The sequence below is a fragment of the Algoriphagus formosus genome (assembly GCF_002807035.1).
Taxonomy (GTDB): Bacteria; Bacteroidota; Bacteroidia; order Cytophagales; family Cyclobacteriaceae; genus Algoriphagus; species Algoriphagus formosus.
Window position 1 is genome coordinate 250,807 of sequence record NZ_NIUC01000001.1, and the last position, 17,502, is coordinate 268,308.

Annotated in this window: 14 protein-coding genes; all 14 read right to left on the bottom strand. The window is 39.2% G+C overall.

Annotated elements, in window-relative coordinates:
* Positions 1-354 precede the first annotated feature (354 nt).
* The 14 genes from CDH51_RS20250 to CDH51_RS01250 all read right to left on the bottom strand — a co-directional run bounded on the left by CDH51_RS20250 (position 355) and on the right by CDH51_RS01250 (position 17,470).
* On the bottom strand, positions 355-573 hold the full coding sequence (locus CDH51_RS20250) for a GDCCVxC domain-containing (seleno)protein (RefSeq protein WP_100626886.1): 219 nt from the start codon (positions 571-573) through the stop codon (positions 355-357).
* A complete protein-coding gene (gene merTP / locus CDH51_RS01190) occupies positions 570-1,178 on the bottom strand; it encodes a mercuric transport protein MerTP (protein WP_053224310.1) in 609 nt (202 codons plus the stop codon). Before merTP ends, CDH51_RS20250 begins: the two co-directional genes overlap by 4 nt.
* Entirely contained in the window at positions 1,175-1,543 is a 369-nt protein-coding gene (locus CDH51_RS01195; RefSeq protein ID WP_053224309.1) for an ArsR/SmtB family transcription factor, read from the bottom strand. The genes merTP and CDH51_RS01195 overlap by 4 nt, the downstream gene beginning before the upstream one ends.
* A gap of 1,028 nt (positions 1,544-2,571) precedes the next feature.
* Positions 2,572-3,369 (bottom strand): cation transporter, encoded by a 798-nt coding sequence (locus CDH51_RS01200; RefSeq protein WP_014022303.1) that lies wholly within the window; start codon positions 3,367-3,369, stop codon positions 2,572-2,574.
* A 22-nt stretch (positions 3,370-3,391) separates the two neighbouring features.
* Complete coding sequence (locus tag CDH51_RS01205; RefSeq protein WP_100626887.1) at positions 3,392-3,853, bottom strand: heme-binding domain-containing protein; 462 nt, start codon at positions 3,851-3,853, stop codon at positions 3,392-3,394.
* On the bottom strand, positions 3,850-4,467 hold the full coding sequence (locus tag CDH51_RS01210) for a DUF3347 domain-containing protein (protein ID WP_100626888.1): 618 nt from the start codon (positions 4,465-4,467) through the stop codon (positions 3,850-3,852). The genes CDH51_RS01205 and CDH51_RS01210 overlap by 4 nt, the downstream gene beginning before the upstream one ends.
* A gap of 139 nt (positions 4,468-4,606) precedes the next feature.
* A complete protein-coding gene (locus CDH51_RS01215) occupies positions 4,607-6,385 on the bottom strand; it encodes an efflux RND transporter periplasmic adaptor subunit (RefSeq protein ID WP_100626889.1) in 1,779 nt (592 codons plus the stop codon).
* A gap of 1 nt (position 6,386) precedes the next feature.
* A complete protein-coding gene (locus CDH51_RS01220; protein ID WP_100626890.1) occupies positions 6,387-8,444 on the bottom strand; it encodes a copper-translocating P-type ATPase in 2,058 nt (685 codons plus the stop codon).
* Between the two features lie 2 nt (positions 8,445-8,446).
* Positions 8,447-9,679 (bottom strand): TolC family protein, encoded by a 1,233-nt coding sequence (locus CDH51_RS01225; RefSeq protein ID WP_100626891.1) that lies wholly within the window; start codon positions 9,677-9,679, stop codon positions 8,447-8,449.
* Positions 9,676-13,500 carry an efflux RND transporter permease subunit gene (locus tag CDH51_RS01230; protein WP_100626892.1) on the bottom strand — a complete coding sequence of 1,275 codons (3,825 nt, stop codon included), beginning with the start codon at positions 13,498-13,500 and terminating at the stop codon, positions 9,676-9,678. Before CDH51_RS01230 ends, CDH51_RS01225 begins: the two co-directional genes overlap by 4 nt.
* A 104-nt stretch (positions 13,501-13,604) precedes the next feature.
* On the bottom strand, positions 13,605-14,024 hold the full coding sequence (locus CDH51_RS01235; protein ID WP_449353824.1) for an HYC_CC_PP family protein: 420 nt from the start codon (positions 14,022-14,024) through the stop codon (positions 13,605-13,607).
* A gap of 56 nt (positions 14,025-14,080) precedes the next feature.
* Positions 14,081-14,818: a heavy-metal-associated domain-containing protein gene (locus tag CDH51_RS01240; protein ID WP_232724721.1), complete on the bottom strand. Its 738-nt coding sequence runs from the start codon at positions 14,816-14,818 to the stop codon at positions 14,081-14,083.
* Positions 14,819-14,903: 85 nt separating this feature from the next.
* Positions 14,904-15,482: a helix-turn-helix domain-containing protein gene (locus CDH51_RS01245; RefSeq protein WP_198514242.1), complete on the bottom strand. Its 579-nt coding sequence runs from the start codon at positions 15,480-15,482 to the stop codon at positions 14,904-14,906.
* The gene (locus CDH51_RS01250) at positions 15,479-17,470 is read right to left on the bottom strand and encodes a Piwi domain-containing protein (protein ID WP_157807019.1); all 1,992 of its coding nucleotides are present in this window, start codon (positions 17,468-17,470) and stop codon (positions 15,479-15,481) included. The genes CDH51_RS01245 and CDH51_RS01250 overlap by 4 nt, the downstream gene beginning before the upstream one ends.
* Positions 17,471-17,502: the final 32 nt, after the last annotated feature.

A 17,502-nucleotide genomic window follows, 5' to 3' on the forward strand; every position in this document is an offset into this window, starting at 1 on the left:
TAACGAGTAAAAAAAAGAGCCCCCTAAAAAGGAAGCTCTGAAAGGCACAACTCGAACCAAAAAACACGCAGCGTATAATCTGTGATGCCACAACGCTGAATGCCTGCATGAAACGGGAGACCTGAGGTGCGAACGCCCGCCAACAACCACCGGCTGCCGAAACGGACTCTGAATAATAACTTAAACATAATGCCCTCACACTACAGGACGGTGCGATTGCAGCAAGGGCTGTGGAAAAAAAATACTACCCGTAGGGTGGAGATTTTTTTTCCTAACAGGCGAAGCGAACCCTTGCAGCTCTCGCATCCGCACGCCTGTAACTTTGCTTTATGTTTGAGTTATTTATTGTCTGATTTACCGACAGCATGAACTGTTACCACCTTCTTGGATTGGTGGGCATGCCACTGTACCATAAGAGCAGTAAACGCAACAATCACCTTGTAACGGTTTAAGTATCTCCTTACAATTTTCGCACTCATAGAAATACTGACACGCATCTGTAGGCATGGTTTCTTCTTTCTCATGTCCACATTTAGGACAAGTAATTGTTGATTTAAGGACTACTTCACTCATTTTGATTTGTTTACCGATTCTACTTTGTAACCTGTTTTGTTAACAGCTGATTTTACTTGCTCAATGTCTGTTTTAGATTCATCAAACGTTACCACTGCATTTGCTTTTTCATAAGAAACCTCTAATCCTAAAATACCAGGAAGCTTACCAATTTCAAGTTTTACATGTTCTTCGCATCCCGTACAGGTCATTCCAACAATATTGATTTCGTAGGTTGATTCGAAATTGACATTTTCTGATTCTGATAGTTTGGTTTTGGGGTAAAAAGTATCTGAGTAATAAGGGAATGCAAGCATGATCGCTGCAAATACCGTCACTATACCAAGGAATTTCTTTGACTGCCAAAAAGAGGGCTTTTCTTCATCACAAACGCAGGCAATTTCTTCCTCCGTTCTTGGCCTCAATTTCTGATACCATGCAAATGCTAAAACGACTACAGTTATTCCAATCAACCAAGGGCGAAAAGGTTCTAACCAAGAAAATGTTGCAGCTACTCCACTTGAACCTGCAAGTAGTGCCAACACTGGTGTAATGCAACAAAGCGATGCACTAATAGCCGTCAATACGCTTGTCATTGCTAATGAGCTTGATTTCTTGTTTTTCATAATGCTGATTCTTTTTCTGGTGTTAATAGCCCAAATATTGGATTCAGAATGAGGTTGTTGGATTCGGAAATAGAGTAGAATATTGTTTGACCTACTTTGTTTGTTTCAACCAGACCTGCATCTTTTAGCTTTCTCAAATGCTGAGAAATAGCAGGAACTGTCATGCCCAGAATATCGCTAAGATCACATGGACACATTTTGGATTCCTTTTCCAATAGAAACAGAATCTTTAGGCGTACTTCATTACCAGCAAGATTAAGTGTTCTTGCTATTTGGTTTATTGTATTCTCTACTTTTTCAATGTCTTGTTTACACTGGATGATCTGTTGTGCATCAGCATAAACTCTAATACAAGATTTCGTCATATAGAATCGTATTTAAGAGATTACTTAAATAAATACAAAGAAAGGAAAAAGAGTTTAATATTTAAGCAAATACTTAAATATATCAATCAGAGATAAGCTTCATTACGATAGGTGTGTGAACGCAGGTAAACCCAGGCGAAGTCATTTCTGCGAGCCGCCTGCGAGCGGAGCAAGGGTGGTGGCTGCAAAAGCCCGAAGAATGAGGGCGGCAGACGCCTACCGTTTACGGCAGGGCTGGCGTGTTTTTTTGCATCAGGGTCGGCAAAGGCAAGGGTAGCGACTGAACGGAACGAAACGATTGTTGGAAAGGAATGGAGCAATAACTGCCTGCAATAGTTTTGGTAGGGTTTGTATTTTTTGATTGCAGTACAAACCCATTGGAGGGGGATTGCAGGCAGATTGCGGAATGACGGTGCGTTGGCTCGTGTAGTGAAGTGAAAGAGCTATTCTTGTGAGCGGTGCTGAAAGTGGCTGAGTTGAAGGAATGAGGAACGAATGACTGAAACGAAGCGACTGAAAGCACATTGGGGAAAGCAAAAAACATGACAGCCCGATCAGCCCGCAGCGACCCGCAGGCGAGCAAAAACAATAAGCAGCGGCAGACCCCCAATTAAAAATATTGTGAGTGTAGCGAACACCTTAGAAGGGGTTTGGGGGGATGAAATAGCTGCGAGTGAGGAAGGAGAGAGTGTGTGAAGCAAAACAAGTGAACGGCAGTGAGTGAGCACCTACTGGAGCGCAAACGAGCTGGTAAGTGAACGGTATATGCAAGGGCGACCGAAGGGAGTTCATTTTATAACCCTTGCAGATATGTTTTTGCGGAACAAAACGGAACGACTGACGAACACCGCTTTACCTGCGTTGGGGGGTGCGTTGGGAAAAGCAAGTGTGGCACGGTATGGAATGTAGCGCAGCGGAATGGAATAACGTGCTACTCTTGCTGTGTGGTGCAGGAAGTGGGTGAATGTAAAGAGTGAGGTACGAACGAATGCAATGAACCTACTGGAAGCACATGGGTGAGGGTGGGGTTATTTCGCTAATCTTAAAATCCTTGTTGCTCCTCTAAATACAATAATGAAAACAACAGAACCAATAACTAAGTCAGGTATTTTACTTTCAAAATAGTAGACTAAGCCTCCAGCCAAAATTACACCTAAATTGATGATAATATCATTGGAAGTAAAAATTGCAGAAGCTTGCATGTGTGCTTCTTTGCTCTTCGCCTTTTGAATCAGGTAAAGTGAAACGGAATTTGCCAAAAGAGCTAAAAAGGATATGATAATCATGTTTTGAAAAATCGGTATGCCATCAGATCCTACAAAACGTCTAATGACTTCCAATAAACCAAATAGAGCTAATGACATTTGAAAGTACCCACTTAGTTTAGCTACTTTCTTTTTACGAATTAATGTTTGACCTACTGCCAGTAAGCTTAATGCATACACTAACGAATCTGCTAGCATATCCAAAGAATCTGCCACCAACCCCATAGATTTAGAAATCAAGCCGAATAGCATTTCAAGAACAAAAAAGACAAAATTGATGATAAGAACAGCCCAAAGGATTTTTCGTTGGTTGCTTGGGTCTGATTCTACATCAATTACTACCTGTGATTGTGTGTTTGATATTAGTTTTGAACCTAATTTTAGTTCTGCTAATATCCTTTCAATTTCCGTAGTATTGCCAATGTGAAATATGGTTAGTTTCCTTTGAGGTATCTCAAATTCAAGTTGTTTGATTTCGTTTATTCCATCCAATTTCATCCGAATCATTTGTTCCTCAGAAGGGCAATCCATTTGTGATATTTTGAATACAGATTTTTCCATTATAAAAAACAAAGGTTTTTTTTCACCTATCAATATCAACTAATATTGAATCAAAGTAACTAACCAAAAGAGTTTTTTTTAGCGAATCCAGTTTGGCTTCTGAATGAAGAAATAGGTAGGATGGCATTGGCATTTTATCGTTATCAATTTGACTTAGAATTGATTTTAGTTTTGTCCGTTTCATTCGATTTGATAGAAGACCAAATTCTGATAGGTTTAATTCAGAATTTCCTTCTGAAATATGATTCTGTAAAAGAAAGCCTATAGGTTGAACATTACTGTACCATGGGTATTTGGTTTGGTTGCTATGGCAATCATAACAGGATGCTCGGATAATATTTCCAATGACAATAGGGGACTCGTAATGCTCAATAAAATCAGCATTGGTAACTGGTTCTATTTCATTGCGTTGGACGGGGACAAATTGAATCCCCACCAACACAATTAAAACTATCCATAGAGATAATTTAAGCCATTTTTTCATTTCATTGAAATGGTTTCTTTCACCGAACCACAAGTCAGCATTTTACTGCCAAATAATGGATTTTTGATCTCTTGAGAGTCACTCAACCAATACCCTCCCTTATTTTTGTTGTACATTGGGCAATACTGCTGATATAGTGTTCTGTCAGTTCCTGTGATTGCAAGTATGTCCATGAAATCTTTTGCCATTCCTTCAAAATGCTCACGTTGATGAACTATTTCGCTTTTAGCAATGTGTTCGCCATGTTCTTTTACTACTTCCAATATTTCCTTAATCTCGGGCTGCTTGGACACTTCAAAAGTGTTAACGTCTATACTTGAAGCCTCTTCTGCAAGTTTTTGACCCGCACTTGCAGCAGATTTTGAATCGTCTTGTACCAAGGCATTTTTAATTGCGAGGTATTGATCGATCAATTGAGAAATGGATTTGTTTTCGCTCATTTCCATAACTGAACCATCGGGCATTTTATGCTCGGCTGCATGATCGATACCACTATGATCATGTTCAGTATTATCATCGTTATGATCGGTTGATTTACTATTTCCGCAGGCAAGAAGCGAAAATGAGAGACCTGCTACTAAAGCGAGATTTAAGATTGAATTTGATTTTTTCATTGTGTTAAAATTTAGAAGTTAAACATTTGAATTAGTGATAAGCCAAGAACGATGAAGGATATGATACCCCATATTATTCTGGAAGCCCATTTATTAAATATTGAGGGAGGTGCATTGTCTCCGATTTTGCAACACTCTTTCATTTTATTGTTTTGGTGTTTTCGCCACAAGAAAGCATTGACTCTCCGAAATATGGATTTTGAATTTCTTTATCCAGACTCAACCAATCTGCTCCTTTGTTAGAGTCTGCCATAGGGCAATTCTGAATATAAATAGCAGTGGATAATGGGGCAAAAGATTCTGCTATTGCAATCATTAAATTGGATATGCTGATGAACTTTCCTCTAATGGCTTTGATGTCACCGAGATGTTCAATATGCTGTAAACTAGGTTTTAATGCAGTGGATTGTTGCATCCATAAAGAGTGTGCATCTCCTTTAAAAAGGTTCATATCAATCTTTCCTAAGGAGTTGTTCATAGCTACTCCCGATGCTTTAGCATCTTCAAAATCATCACTTGCCAACGCATCCTTCAATTTGAAGTAGTTGTCAAAAAGTGGTTGTAAAGACTTTTTGGCATCCTCTGATAATGTTGTTTTCTTAGATGAAACAGGCATTTTTTCCATATTTGAATTGGTATTTCCCCCATGGTTGTGGCCAGTCATGGCTACACCACCTTCCGGGTTCATCATACTTGGTTTGCCTGCCAATTGTGCTGCTGCATCAATACTGAATGTGCCATTGATTGCTATTTCTTCGCCAGGCTGCAAGCCCTCTTCAATCACATAACTTTCTCCTAATTCTGGACCCAAAGTAACTTCTCGCATGACGAAACTTACACCTTGAGCTGACATTTGCATCACATAAACTACGGAGCGTTTGCCCGTCCACATTACAGCAGTTTTTGGAACAATTAAGGATGCATTACCAGTATTGGTTATTGCTTCTATCGTTCCAGTTGCGAACATTTCTGGTTTGAGCATTAAACCTTTGTTTGTTGCTTCAAGTCTTGCTTTTGCCACTCTGGTTTTTGGATCGATAACAGGATCGATGTAGCTAATTCTTCCTTGAAATGTTTTGCCTGGTATTGATTGCACTGTGTATATCACTGCATCTCCTTTGTTAATCCAAGTCATATCTGACTCATACACATCAAAAAGCACCCATACTTTAGATAAGTCTGCTATTTCATATAATGCTTCCCCTTGTTTGATATAGTCGCCCAGGCTGACCATTTTTTTAGTTACATACCCTGAAACATTGGCGAGAATTGGAAACTGTTCTATGGTTTTATTTGAAGCGACTATCTGGTCAATCTGTTTGTCTGAGAGCTTCCAGTTTTTCAGCTTTTCTTTGGCTGCATTGAACAGTGCAGGTTGGGATTCTTTAATTTTTTTTGCTTCAAACAATTCTTCCTGTGCCGTTACCAATTCAGGTGAATAGACATAGGCTATCACTTGGCCTTGAGTAATAAACTCTCCTGTAAAGTTGACACTGAGTTTTTCAATTCTTCCTGGTATATGAGATGATTGGGTAAATAGCAAACGTTCATCTGCCTGTACTTTTCCATTTAGACGTATCGATTTATTAGTCTTACCCTTATCGACCACCATAGTTTGAACTTGTGCCAACTGCATGGCAGTAGGTGACATGCTCACTGCCATAGGGTCTAATTCACCATCAGTTGATTCCAATGGAATTAAATCCATTCCACAAAGCGGGCAATCACCAGGTTCGTTTTGACGGATTTGAGGATGCATTGAACATGTCCAAATTGTTTCAGACTCAGCAGTTGTTGAATGGTTATGTTCATCCGCTTGGGGTTCATTGGATCTTCCGAAAATTAGCCATCCAAATAGCAAGCCGATTACCAATGTGCTTATGGCAATAATTACTGTTGTTTTATTTATATTTTTCATCTTAATTCTTGATTTGTCTTTTTAATAATTGTGCATTGAAAGCAACTATCACAGTGCTAAGGCTCATTAGAACCGCACCGATGGCAGGGCTAAGAATAATGCCAGCACCTGCCAAAACACCAGCAGCTAAAGGAACGGCTACAATGTTGTAACCTGCTGCCCACCATAAGTTTTGCATCATTTTTTTGTAAGTAGCAGCACCGAAAAGAATCAAATTGGCAATGTCTTTTGGGTTACTGTTGACCAAAACAATATCAGCCGTTTCGGCTGCTACATCTGTGCCTGAACCAACGGCAATACCGACATTAGCCTGTGCAAGTGCAGGGGCATCATTTACACCATCACCTGTCATGGCTACATATTCACCTTTTTCCTGAAGCTCTTTAATGATGCGTTGTTTGTCTTCCGGTAGTACTTCTGCATAGAAGTTGTCCAAAGAGAGTTGCTGGCTAACTGCTTTTGCCACTTGCTGGTTATCACCTGTTGCCATGTAAACTTTTATACCTCTCTCTTTTAGCGTATTTATTGCTGATAAAGATTCTGGTCGAATTTCGTCTGCAAGGGCAATGTATCCTGCCAATGAATTGTCAATCAAAACAAAAACAACCGTTTCATCTTCTGTTTTAAAAGCGTCAGAGGGAGTGTCAATTCCTTGCTCTTTAAGCATTCCCGGACTAATAATCTTGATTTCCTGTCCTTTGAGGTTTGCCTTGATTCCTTTTCCTGTAATATTTTGGAAGTTCTCAGGCTCTTGTAAAGCCAAATCATTTGCTTTTGCCTTACGAACGATACCTGCCGCTATAGGATGCTCAGAACTATTTTCTATAGACGCAGCAATTTGAAGTAATTCATTGTCCGAGTACTTGTCTAAAGTGCTTTTAAAGCGTGTTACCCCAAATTCACCTTTGGTTAAAGTACCTGTCTTGTCGAATATAATTGCGGTTAGTTTCCGTGCATTCTCAAATGCCGTTCGGTTTCTGATCAATAATCCGTTTTTAGCAGAAACAGCAGTGGAAATGGCCACTACCAGAGGAACAGCTAAACCCAGAGCATGAGGACATGAGATGATCATGACGGTTACCATGCGTTCTAATGCATATTCAAAGTCTTTACCGAGGCTTAACCATACTACAAGTGTGGTAATACCTGCTCCTAAAGCGATGTAGAATAACCATGCAGCGGCTTTATCTGCCAGATTTTGAGTTTTAGATTTGGTTGCCTGAGCTTCCTTCACCATACCTATAACCTTTGAAAGGTATGAGTCTTCTCCTATGTGCCTAACTTTGATTTTAAGTGTGCCATTGTCATTGACCGAACCACCAATAACCTGATCATTTTTATGTTTGGTTACAGGTTTTGATTCCCCTGTAAGCATGGACTCATTTACATGACTTTCACCTTCCAATACGATACCATCGGCAGGGATTTTTTCGCCTGGTCTTACCAGTATGGTGTCATTGCCTTTTAAATTATCAATAGACACATCTTCATGTTCCCCATCTTCCTTGATTCTACGAGCGGTTGAAGGCATCATTTTAGCCAGTTCCTGCAAGGCATTGGAAGCACCCATAACGGATTTCATTTCTATCCAGTGGCCTAACAGCATGATGACAATTAAACTGGCGAGTTCCCAAAAGAAGATTTTGCCACCAAGTCCAAATACTACAGCTGAACTGTAGAAATAGGCTACTGAAATAGCTAAAGCAATCAAAGTCATCATACCCGGAGCTTTCTTTTTTACTTCATCTGCGAGACCTTTTAGGAATGGCCAACCTCCATAAAAGAAAATAATGGATGAAAGCACGAATTGAACATATCGATCACCATTGAAGCGAAGTTCATAACCGATTAATCCCTGTATCATTGGTGCAAGCACTACGATAGGCAGGGTGATGACTAAAGAAATCCAAAAGCGTTTTTTGAAATCTTCAATCATGTGGGCATGATGTCCCTGGTGATGGTCATGAGATTCATGGCCATTATTATGATTACTATGGTCATGGTGTTCATGACTATGCTTGTGATCTTCGTTTGTATGATTATGATGGTTATTTTCCATGATTATTTCGATTTAGCAGTGATATAATCCATTTCTGCTATGGCGATGTTGTATTCCGACAAGGCAGTAGCTTTCATTTTTTGATACTTTAATATTTGCTGTTGCATCCGCAATACTTCTTCAAAGTCTTTTCCCGAATTGCTGTAAGCGGAGAATAAAAGATTTAAAGATTGACCGGACTCCTTTATTTGTTCTTCATACAACTGAATTAACTCAACCTGTTGTTGAATCTCGAACCAAATCATGTCATAGGAACTGGTTAACCTGTTGGTAGCTTCTTCTCTTTGTAGAGAATAAGATTCTTGCATGAGTTGAGCTTCCTTTTGTGCTGCTTTATACTTGCGTCTAAAAATCGGGAGGCTCACAGAGACCATTGGCATAAAAACATCTTTACCATTGTCGGGTACAGACATATCCGTACGTTGACCAACAATGACGTAATCCATACCTACACCGAGCTTAGGTAAGCCCTGTTTGATTGCGGCTTGTTCACTTGCTTTACTGGCTTCAATTTTCAACTCCAATTCATCAAGAATAGGATTGGACGCGAGTAACGAGTCTTTACGATAGTTTGCAGGTAAACTAAAAGTGAATAAAGAGTCCTGAACAACAATATTGTCGTCATCAGACCGATTCAAAAGCTTATTAAAACGAGTTACAAGAGGTTTTTGCTTTTGTTCCAGTATAGACAAATTAGTAGTTGCATCTTTGAGCATAATGTCCACCCTCAATACATCTACCATTGAGCCTTTATCGTTTTGAAATTGAATAGTGGCTATCTCTTTGTATGAGGATAGGATGCGTTGATTTTCTTCTTCAATTGAAATCAACTTTTGCAGCTCATAGAGTGGATAATATGATGCTGATACTTGGTAGTACAATTTGTTTCGGGCATCTAAAAACTCTTGATATTTTGCATCTGCCATTAAAGTAGCAGCATCTTCCTGGGCTTTTAAAGTGCCGAACCATGGAAACATTTGTGTCAAAGAAAACCTTGCTCGTTGCGGCCCCACTCTTGTTTCCACCGGAGACACGAAATAACCGAAGGAAAGATTGGGGTCTGGCAAACTGCTAACTTGTGTTACTTTTTGCATAGCAGCTTCAAAGGATTTGTATTTAGCCTGCAATCCCGGATTGTTTTCTGCCGCTAACTTGAAATAGTCATCTAACGACTGAGCATTTGTTAATGTGGAAAAGCCAAATGCCGTGAATATGATTATGATTATTTTTTTCATGATTGGCCTTTTGAAATTTTACGTTCTTCTCTCCAGCAGTAAATCACCGGAACGATGAAATAAGTGATGGCAGCAAATAGCATCCCTCCAACAGCAGGCAATGCCATGGGTATCATAATATCTGAACCTCTTCCTGTTGAAGTGAGGATAGGTAGTAAAGCAATGATGGTCGTGGCAGTTGTCATTACTGCTGGCTTTATTCTGCGCTGTCCTGCTTCCACTGTTGCCGCTCTTATTCCTTTTATATTATCTGTTTTATTTCTATCAAAGCTTTGATCCAGATAAGTAGCCATCAATACCCCATCGTCAGTTGCTATTCCAAAAAGGGCAATAAAGCCAACCCAAACTGCCACACTTAAATTAATAGTATGTATTTGGAATAAATCACGAAAGTTTGTGCCGAAGACTGAGAAGTCTGCAAACCAATTTTGCCCATAGAGCCATAGCATGATAAAACCACCACTAAAGGCCATTGCTATTCCAGTAAATACCATTAATGAAGTAGATACCGAACGGAACTGGAAATAAAGAATGAGAAACACAATTCCTAATACCAAAGGAACTATTATAGAAAGTCGTTTTTCTGCCCTCACCTGATTTTCATAACTCCCTGAAAACTTATAGCTCACACCAGCAGGTACGGTCAGTTCACCTGAATCAATTTTATCCTGAATCGTGCGTTGAGCATCGTTTACCACGGTGACTTCCGAGAAACCAGCACGTTTATCAAACAGTACATAGCCAACCAGAAAGGTTTCTTCACTTTTTATCGCTTGTGGACCCCTTACATATTCAAAGTCTATGATTTGAGATAATGGAATTTGAGCACCTGTGGGTGTAGGCATTAGTATTTTACCCAATGCTTCCGGGTCATCCCTCAATTCTCTTGGATAGCGTACCCTGACAGGAAATCGTTCTCGACCTTCTACTGTGGAGGTTATTTTCATGCCACCAATGGCGGTTTCTATGGTCTGCTGAACATCTTCTATATTCAGCCCATACCGGGAAATTTCATCCCTGTTAATGTTGAGGTGAATGTATGGCTTACCCACAATCCTATCCGCAAATACTGCTTCTGCTTTTACTGAGGGCACTTCTTTCAGGATGTTTTCTAACTGTAAACCAAAATTCTCAATGGTTTTGAGATCAGGGCCATATACCTTAATACCCATAGGTGCTCGCATCCCCGTTTGGAGCATGACCAACCGAGTTTCAATCGGTTGAAGCTTAGGTGCTGAGGTGACACCTGGTAGTTTGGTGGCTTTTACTATCTCATTCCAAATATCATCAGGTGATTGAATGTGATCACGCCAATTGCGATAGTACTCCCCATTTTCATCTGCAATGAGTTCCTTGGCTTCAATGCCTTTACTTAATCCTTCTTGATTGGTTAGTGAATCACCAGAAACTGTTATAAAGCGATTGTTTTTATCTACTTTAAACCTTTGCCTGTGTCCTTTTTTGTTCAGAATATATTCTGGCTTGTAATTGATAATGTTTTCATACATAGAAATAGGGGCTGGGTCAAGGGCTGATTCTACCCGTCCGAGTTTACCAACCGTTAGCTCTACTTCGGGGATACTGGTTAGTAGCATATCCAATTGGCCTACTATCTTTCGATTGAATGTTACTCCGGAATGAGGCATTGAGGTTGGCATCAACAGAAAGCTGCCTTCATCCAGAGAAGGCATAAATTCCTTTCCGATACCTGGAAAGGTGTGGGACATGGCTGACCATCCTTTGGTCTGATCCAAATTCCATCCAACCTTCTCAAAACCCTTTGAAACAAAACCAAAAACACTATTAAACCCTAGCCAAATATTTGCACCTAATAGGATGAGTATAGTCGGGATAATCAAAAACTTGATTTTGTTATTTAAACACCAAGTGAGGATTTTTTTGTATTGAAATTCCAATAGAGTAAACCCACCCAGTATAATACCTACTAATAGGGCAACAAAAACAAAGTTGAGGAGAAGGGATTTAGATGCACCGAGAGGCAACCAATATTTTGCCAGCAACCAGATGACTCCTAACAGAACAATGATTAATTCCGCATACTTGAGTAAGAACTTTACTATAGTTGGTAATGTAGCATTTTTGAGTTCTACAATGTTTTTAACAATACCAATGACTCCAAACAGAACCAACAGTACTCCAGTCCAAACCTGTCCAATAAAGAGGCTAATAATTCCAATAAGGACTAAGCCGTAGTGGCCGTATTTTTTTAAGAACTTGTTTTTGATATTAAAGCCGAAAAACCAATGTGCCAGTGTTGGCAAAATCAACAATGAAACGATCAATGCAGCTAATAGAGCAAATGACTTTGTAAATGCCAGGGGACCAAATAGTTTGCCTTCTGCTGCCTGCATGGTGAATACAGGGATAAAACTTACAATTGTGGTAGAGACAGCCGTTACTATCGCAGTTGCTACTTCTGATGCTCCATTGTAAATGGTATCAATAAGTTTTTGACCTGGTGGGGCTTCATCAATATGCTTGATGATATTTTCAGAAAGAATAATCCCTAAGTCTACCATCGTTCCTATGGCAATGGCTATTCCTGATAGTGCTACAATATTCGCATCCACACCAAAGTATCGCATGGCAATAAACACCATGAGTACGGCAATCGGCAAAAGGCTGGAAATTAGGAATGAAGCTCTTAGGTTATACACCATCACAATCACCACCAGAACGGTAATGAGAATTTCCAGCGACAAAGCTTCTTCCAGTGTACCTAAGGTTTCATAGATTAATTCTGAGCGATCATAAAACGGGACAATTGTTAGCTGGCTTTCTCTACCGTCAGCCAATGTCTTCTTGGGAAGGCCGGGTGCTATTTCAATAATTTTGGCTTTTACATTGTTGATGACTTGCAAGGGATTCGCTCCATATCGAGCTACTACAACACCACCTACTACTTCAGCACCATCTTTGTCCAAAATACCTCGTCTTGTAGCGGGTCCAAGAGATACTACACCAATGTCTTTTATCCTTATAGGCACATTGTCTTGTACTGCAACTACTGCTTTTTCTATGTCTTCTACTTTCTTGACATAGCCTAAACCACGCACTAAATATTCAGCCTGATTGATTTCTATGGTCTTTGCACCAACATCCTTATTGGATTTTTGTACTGCCTGCATGACTTTATGCAAGGGGATGTTGTAGGCTTTCAAGGCGTCAGGATTTACATCAATTTGGTATTCCTGAATAAAACCGCCAATGGAAGCAACTTCTGAAACGCCTTCTGTTGCATTTAAACCATACTTCACATAGAAGTCCTGAACCGTGCGGATTTCGTGCAAATCCCAACCGCCAGTTGGATTTCCGTTTTTGTCCCTTCCTTCAATGGTGTACCAATACACCTGCCCTAAGGCGGTGGCATCTGGACCCAATGCAGGCTGGACGGCATCAGGAAGTAAACCAGAAGGTAGTGAGTTGAGTTTTTCGAGTATTCTGGAACGTGACCAATAAAACTCTACATCTTCTGAGAAGATGATATAGATACTGGAGAAACCGAATATGGATGAGCTTCTAATAGATTTTACTCCTGGGATACCTAATAAATAGGTAGTTAAAGGATAAGAAATTTGATCTTCAATATCCTGTGGCGAACGGCCAGCCCATTGCGTAAAAACGATTTGTTGGTTTTCTCCAATGTCTGGTATGGCATCTACCGGAACAGGGTCAGAAGGCAATGCACCCACTTGCCATCCAAATGGAGCAGTTACAATTCCCCAGGCTACAAAACCTGTAAGGACGAGAACAGTGACCAACTTATTCTCTAAGAAATATTTTATGATTTTATTGAGCATAATACAATTGAATTTGATTGAACAGAAAAGTATCGTTCAATGGCAGGAAATGCCACTATGCTCCATAGTCACAAGACCAGGAACATCAAATTGTACTATGCGGATTAAATTAAAAAGGTCTGAAAAAGGACTTGAATATCCTTATCAGGTATGGGAGGAGAGTAATAAGTGTTATGAACAAAAGCTTGATCAGCAAATAGAATCGGCTGAACAAACGAATGAACAAAAGCAACGAAGAAAGTCGGGTTAACCTCAGTTGAGAAGGCTTGTAAATCAGCGTTCTCATCTAACTGAATTAACTGATGCTGATTTTCGCAGCAAGGTTTCGATTTTACTTGTTCTTCAGTGGATGGAATGGTTTCGCAATCTCTATCCATGTCGGGCATACCGCAATCAGGATTATGAAGCCCGATTGAAAAAGAGGTCTCAACCGCTTCACCACCGCAAAAGTGGGTGTTCATAGAGAAACCCACGTTGGAAACCAACATGAGCAAAGAGAGCGATATGGAGATTATTCTTTTCACCTAAAGCAAAAATAGGAAATTAAAAGAAGGAACTTTTATAAAATTTTGACTTTTCTTTATATGATTTGGTATTGAAAGAGCATAATCAGAGACATGCCGACCATTGATAGGTCTTCAACAATAGTAACTGTGCTCATTGGTAAATTGAAAACATCCCCTAAACAGGCGCATTTAATCTTTTTCTTATTCAAGTTGCTTTTTATCACTCCAATACTACTTATTCCTAAGATTAACGCTGTACTAATATTGGTGGCTAATGGTGCAATATTAGTAAGGTATAGAAGCCCGAGAGCCAACTCAACAAATGGGTAAACATAACCCCAAGATTTCCATTTAGCAGCTACAATGTCGTACATGCTATACGAGTTGGCAAACCCTTGAAGGTTCAATAATTTGAAAAATGCAAAAACAATAAAGAAGCCAGCCATAAAATGGCGCATCCATAACATGCCTGAAAAGGAAGAGAATGGAAATTGAGTCAATGCACTTACTACGGCTATAAAACCTACAATAAGTAACAATGGTTTGAAGGTGCGGACATTCTTTTCAGGAAGTGATAACTCCGTGTTTTGTGTTTCCGACCCATTTAGCTTGATGGTATAATTACCAGCCTTATTAATGATTGATTGGAGTGTTTCAATTCCTAACTCGTTTACAAATGAAATTTTAGCTTGAGGAAAGTCAAGTCGGATATTAGCGTCTGAAATTGAATCAGATTCATCGAGTTGTTTTTTGACACTTGCAACACATCCACCGCAAGTCATTCCTTCAATTTTGTATGTTTTCGTTATCATAGATCAATACTTGATTATTACAGATACAAAATTGGTCATTGGGCTGCATAAATGCTTTACATAATTTTGACTTTGATTTGTGAAATTAAGATTGAAGATCATCCAGCGATTTTCTATTTGGATTAGCCTGCGACTTAAACTGAGTAGGAGTCATTCCTGTTTCCTTCTTGAATTGTGCTGAAAGATGAGAGACACTACTGTAATTCATGTCAAGTGCAATTTGAGAAAGGGACATTTGATCATAGAACAAAAGTTCCTTCACTTTTTCGATTTTTTGCTTGGCAATGAATTTTTCGATGGTGATACCTTCAATTGAAGAGAATAGACGACTTAGGTAAGCATATTCATGATGAAGTTTGTTGGAGATAAGGTTTGAGAAATTGACAGAAATTGGCTCGTTTGAGTAATGAATCTGTTCAATTACCACGGTCTTTATTTTCGATATGATGGCTGACTTGCCCGGCTCGAGCAATTCAAAACCTACTGCAAGAAGACGTTCCTCTAATAATGCACGTTGATACTTTGTCATTTCTTCCGCCATTTCCACTTGACCTAAAGCGATATTATTGAATTGAATGGAAAGGTCTTGTAAAATGGACTTCACTGACATTATACAGCGAGGACAGACCATGTTTTTGATATATATGGTTGTCGAAGTGATCATAAAAACCAAAGATTGTCTTTTCCGTAATCAGGAATCTCGTTGCCTTCAAAGTAGGGGAGCATTTCTGCCACCATTTCAGGGTACTTGATTGTTACGGGCAAATTTTGTTGTCTTACTGATTTCCAGTACATGCGGCTGAATTGGTAAACTTGGTCGATAAGCTCTTTTACAGTTTTGTATTCTTCAACCAATTCAGGATTTGAGCAAGTGATTTTCAGTTTTACAGGGAATGAGTAACCATCATGGTAATTAAATTCCGAATCAGGGTACCTGGTATTATTGAAAAGCAAAAATCGATTGTAGCCCAATTTGATAAATGTACCGCTTACAGGCATCAAATCTTTCCAACCCATATCGAAGGCAACAATATCGGAGGATTCTGTTTTGTTGATTGTTACTATAAAGACTGGGATTTTCAATTCCAATTCCTTCAATCCTTTTTCAATCGGCTCAACCTCATCTTTACTCATTTCTTTGAAAAAATGGATTATAAGGCGACTGATGCCAGAATTTACGCTGACATAATCCTTAACTGCTCTCAGAATTGAACCTGCCAACTCTTTTGTCTGGTCTTTCTGAAAACATTCAAAGCGATTAAATTTTCCTGTATTAGAGAAGCTAAAAGCACTACCAATATATTGAACGTCAATATCAGTATGTTTGAAAGCACCTACACCTACTACAAGTTCGTTTTTTGGCTTGGTGTTTAATCTCCAAGGAATGCCATTGAGCTTTGCGAGAATCGCAATAGCAATATTCGGAAGGCTGTAATGATACTTGTCGTTGGTAATTACCTTTTCGGGGTCAATAACCTGAGAGGACACGCCTTTTTTTAGAAGAAGTTCTTTCAACTTATAATAAACTAACCGTTGTGATTTGACAGGTACATTCTTGCTTATTGGGCTTATGTATATTGCTAAATGCTGAATGTCCGGGTCAAAGTCTTTATCGTTGATTTGGTCGTAGAGTTCTGGCCAAGGATTCTCTCTGTTATTGAAATAGATTGCTAAGTTTTTGTCTGGATGATATGGTGTACTTATGAATTTGGTAAGGCCTTTGAATGTTGAGAAATCACCATTAAGGTAACGATGAATAGTAGCAGCCACTTCTCTATCATCTTCATGAAGAATGAAAAAGAAATGGATTTTTACTGCTGGACTAAGCGCAAATGGCCCGTGTTTAGATATTCCACTGAAAGGGACAACATGAAGATTTTGCTCACCAAAGATTAGTTTATTACTTGCCTTTTCTACTGAACCTATTCTTTTTTCATCTACCTCAATAAAGCCATTAGAAGTCAATGGAATAATTGCTTTGAACTCTGAAGTATTCAGGTATTGGCGGTAAAATTTATCTATTGCAGTTTTGAATTTTTTGTATTTGTTGGTTTTGTCAGGTGCTTCAGTGGACTGGTGGAGTGCATCACGAATGTCAAAATTCCATACTGGATAAACATGATCATACTGCCTTCTTGCCTCTTCTGGTAATTCATCATAGTGGTAAAGGCATCTATCAAAAACAACCCAATTGAAAGCTTTCTGAGGTACTTCTTCAAATAAGGACGATACAGGAGTTTTAAAAATCTTAGACTTGCCTTCAAATGTCACTAGTAATTCAAGTTCCTTTGATACGGTTTTGAATTGGACTCTCAGCGTAAATTTATCGAAGGTTTTATAAAGCCCTTCTTTGTCTTGGTCATCACTTTTTAGCCAAACTTCTGTATCCCTCACAAAATTAGGCTTTACCAAACAGCCTTTTGATTTGAAGTGGTTATGGATTAACGAGTTATAATACCTTTTTAGAATACGTGAGGAGAAAGCCGAATCAGAAACTTGAACAGATTTTTCAATCCCTTCTTCCGTAATAATTTGCTTAAATGTTGGAGAAGTTGGTTTTGTGACCGGAATGAATCCTTCTTTTTCTTGGCAAAATGAAGTGTAGTAATGCTCCTGTTCACCAAATCTATTAACGACCTCATTAGGAACCAATGATTTATGGATTCGTGTGGTTCCTTCTTGCT

What these genes read in the sequence shown, in the direction of transcription:
- CDH51_RS20250 (WP_100626886.1), bottom strand. Translation starts at nt 573, where the DNA reads ATGAGTGAAGTAGTCCTTAAATCAACAATTACTTGTCCTAAATGTGGA.
- merTP (WP_053224310.1), bottom strand. Translation starts at nt 1,178, where the DNA reads ATGAAAAACAAGAAATCAAGCTCATTAGCAATGACAAGCGTATTGACG.
- CDH51_RS01195 (WP_053224309.1), bottom strand. Translation starts at nt 1,543, where the DNA reads ATGACGAAATCTTGTATTAGAGTTTATGCTGATGCACAACAGATCATC.
- CDH51_RS01200 (WP_014022303.1), bottom strand. Translation starts at nt 3,369, where the DNA reads ATGGAAAAATCTGTATTCAAAATATCACAAATGGATTGCCCTTCTGAG.
- CDH51_RS01205 (WP_100626887.1), bottom strand. Translation starts at nt 3,853, where the DNA reads ATGAAAAAATGGCTTAAATTATCTCTATGGATAGTTTTAATTGTGTTG.
- CDH51_RS01210 (WP_100626888.1), bottom strand. Translation starts at nt 4,467, where the DNA reads ATGAAAAAATCAAATTCAATCTTAAATCTCGCTTTAGTAGCAGGTCTC.
- CDH51_RS01215 (WP_100626889.1), bottom strand. Translation starts at nt 6,385, where the DNA reads ATGAAAAATATAAATAAAACAACAGTAATTATTGCCATAAGCACATTG.
- CDH51_RS01220 (WP_100626890.1), bottom strand. Translation starts at nt 8,444, where the DNA reads ATGGAAAATAACCATCATAATCATACAAACGAAGATCACAAGCATAGT.
- CDH51_RS01225 (WP_100626891.1), bottom strand. Translation starts at nt 9,679, where the DNA reads ATGAAAAAAATAATCATAATCATATTCACGGCATTTGGCTTTTCCACA.
- CDH51_RS01230 (WP_100626892.1), bottom strand. Translation starts at nt 13,500, where the DNA reads ATGCTCAATAAAATCATAAAATATTTCTTAGAGAATAAGTTGGTCACT.
- CDH51_RS01240 (WP_232724721.1), bottom strand. Translation starts at nt 14,818, where the DNA reads ATGATAACGAAAACATACAAAATTGAAGGAATGACTTGCGGTGGATGT.
- CDH51_RS01245 (WP_198514242.1), bottom strand. Translation starts at nt 15,482, where the DNA reads ATGATCACTTCGACAACCATATATATCAAAAACATGGTCTGTCCTCGC.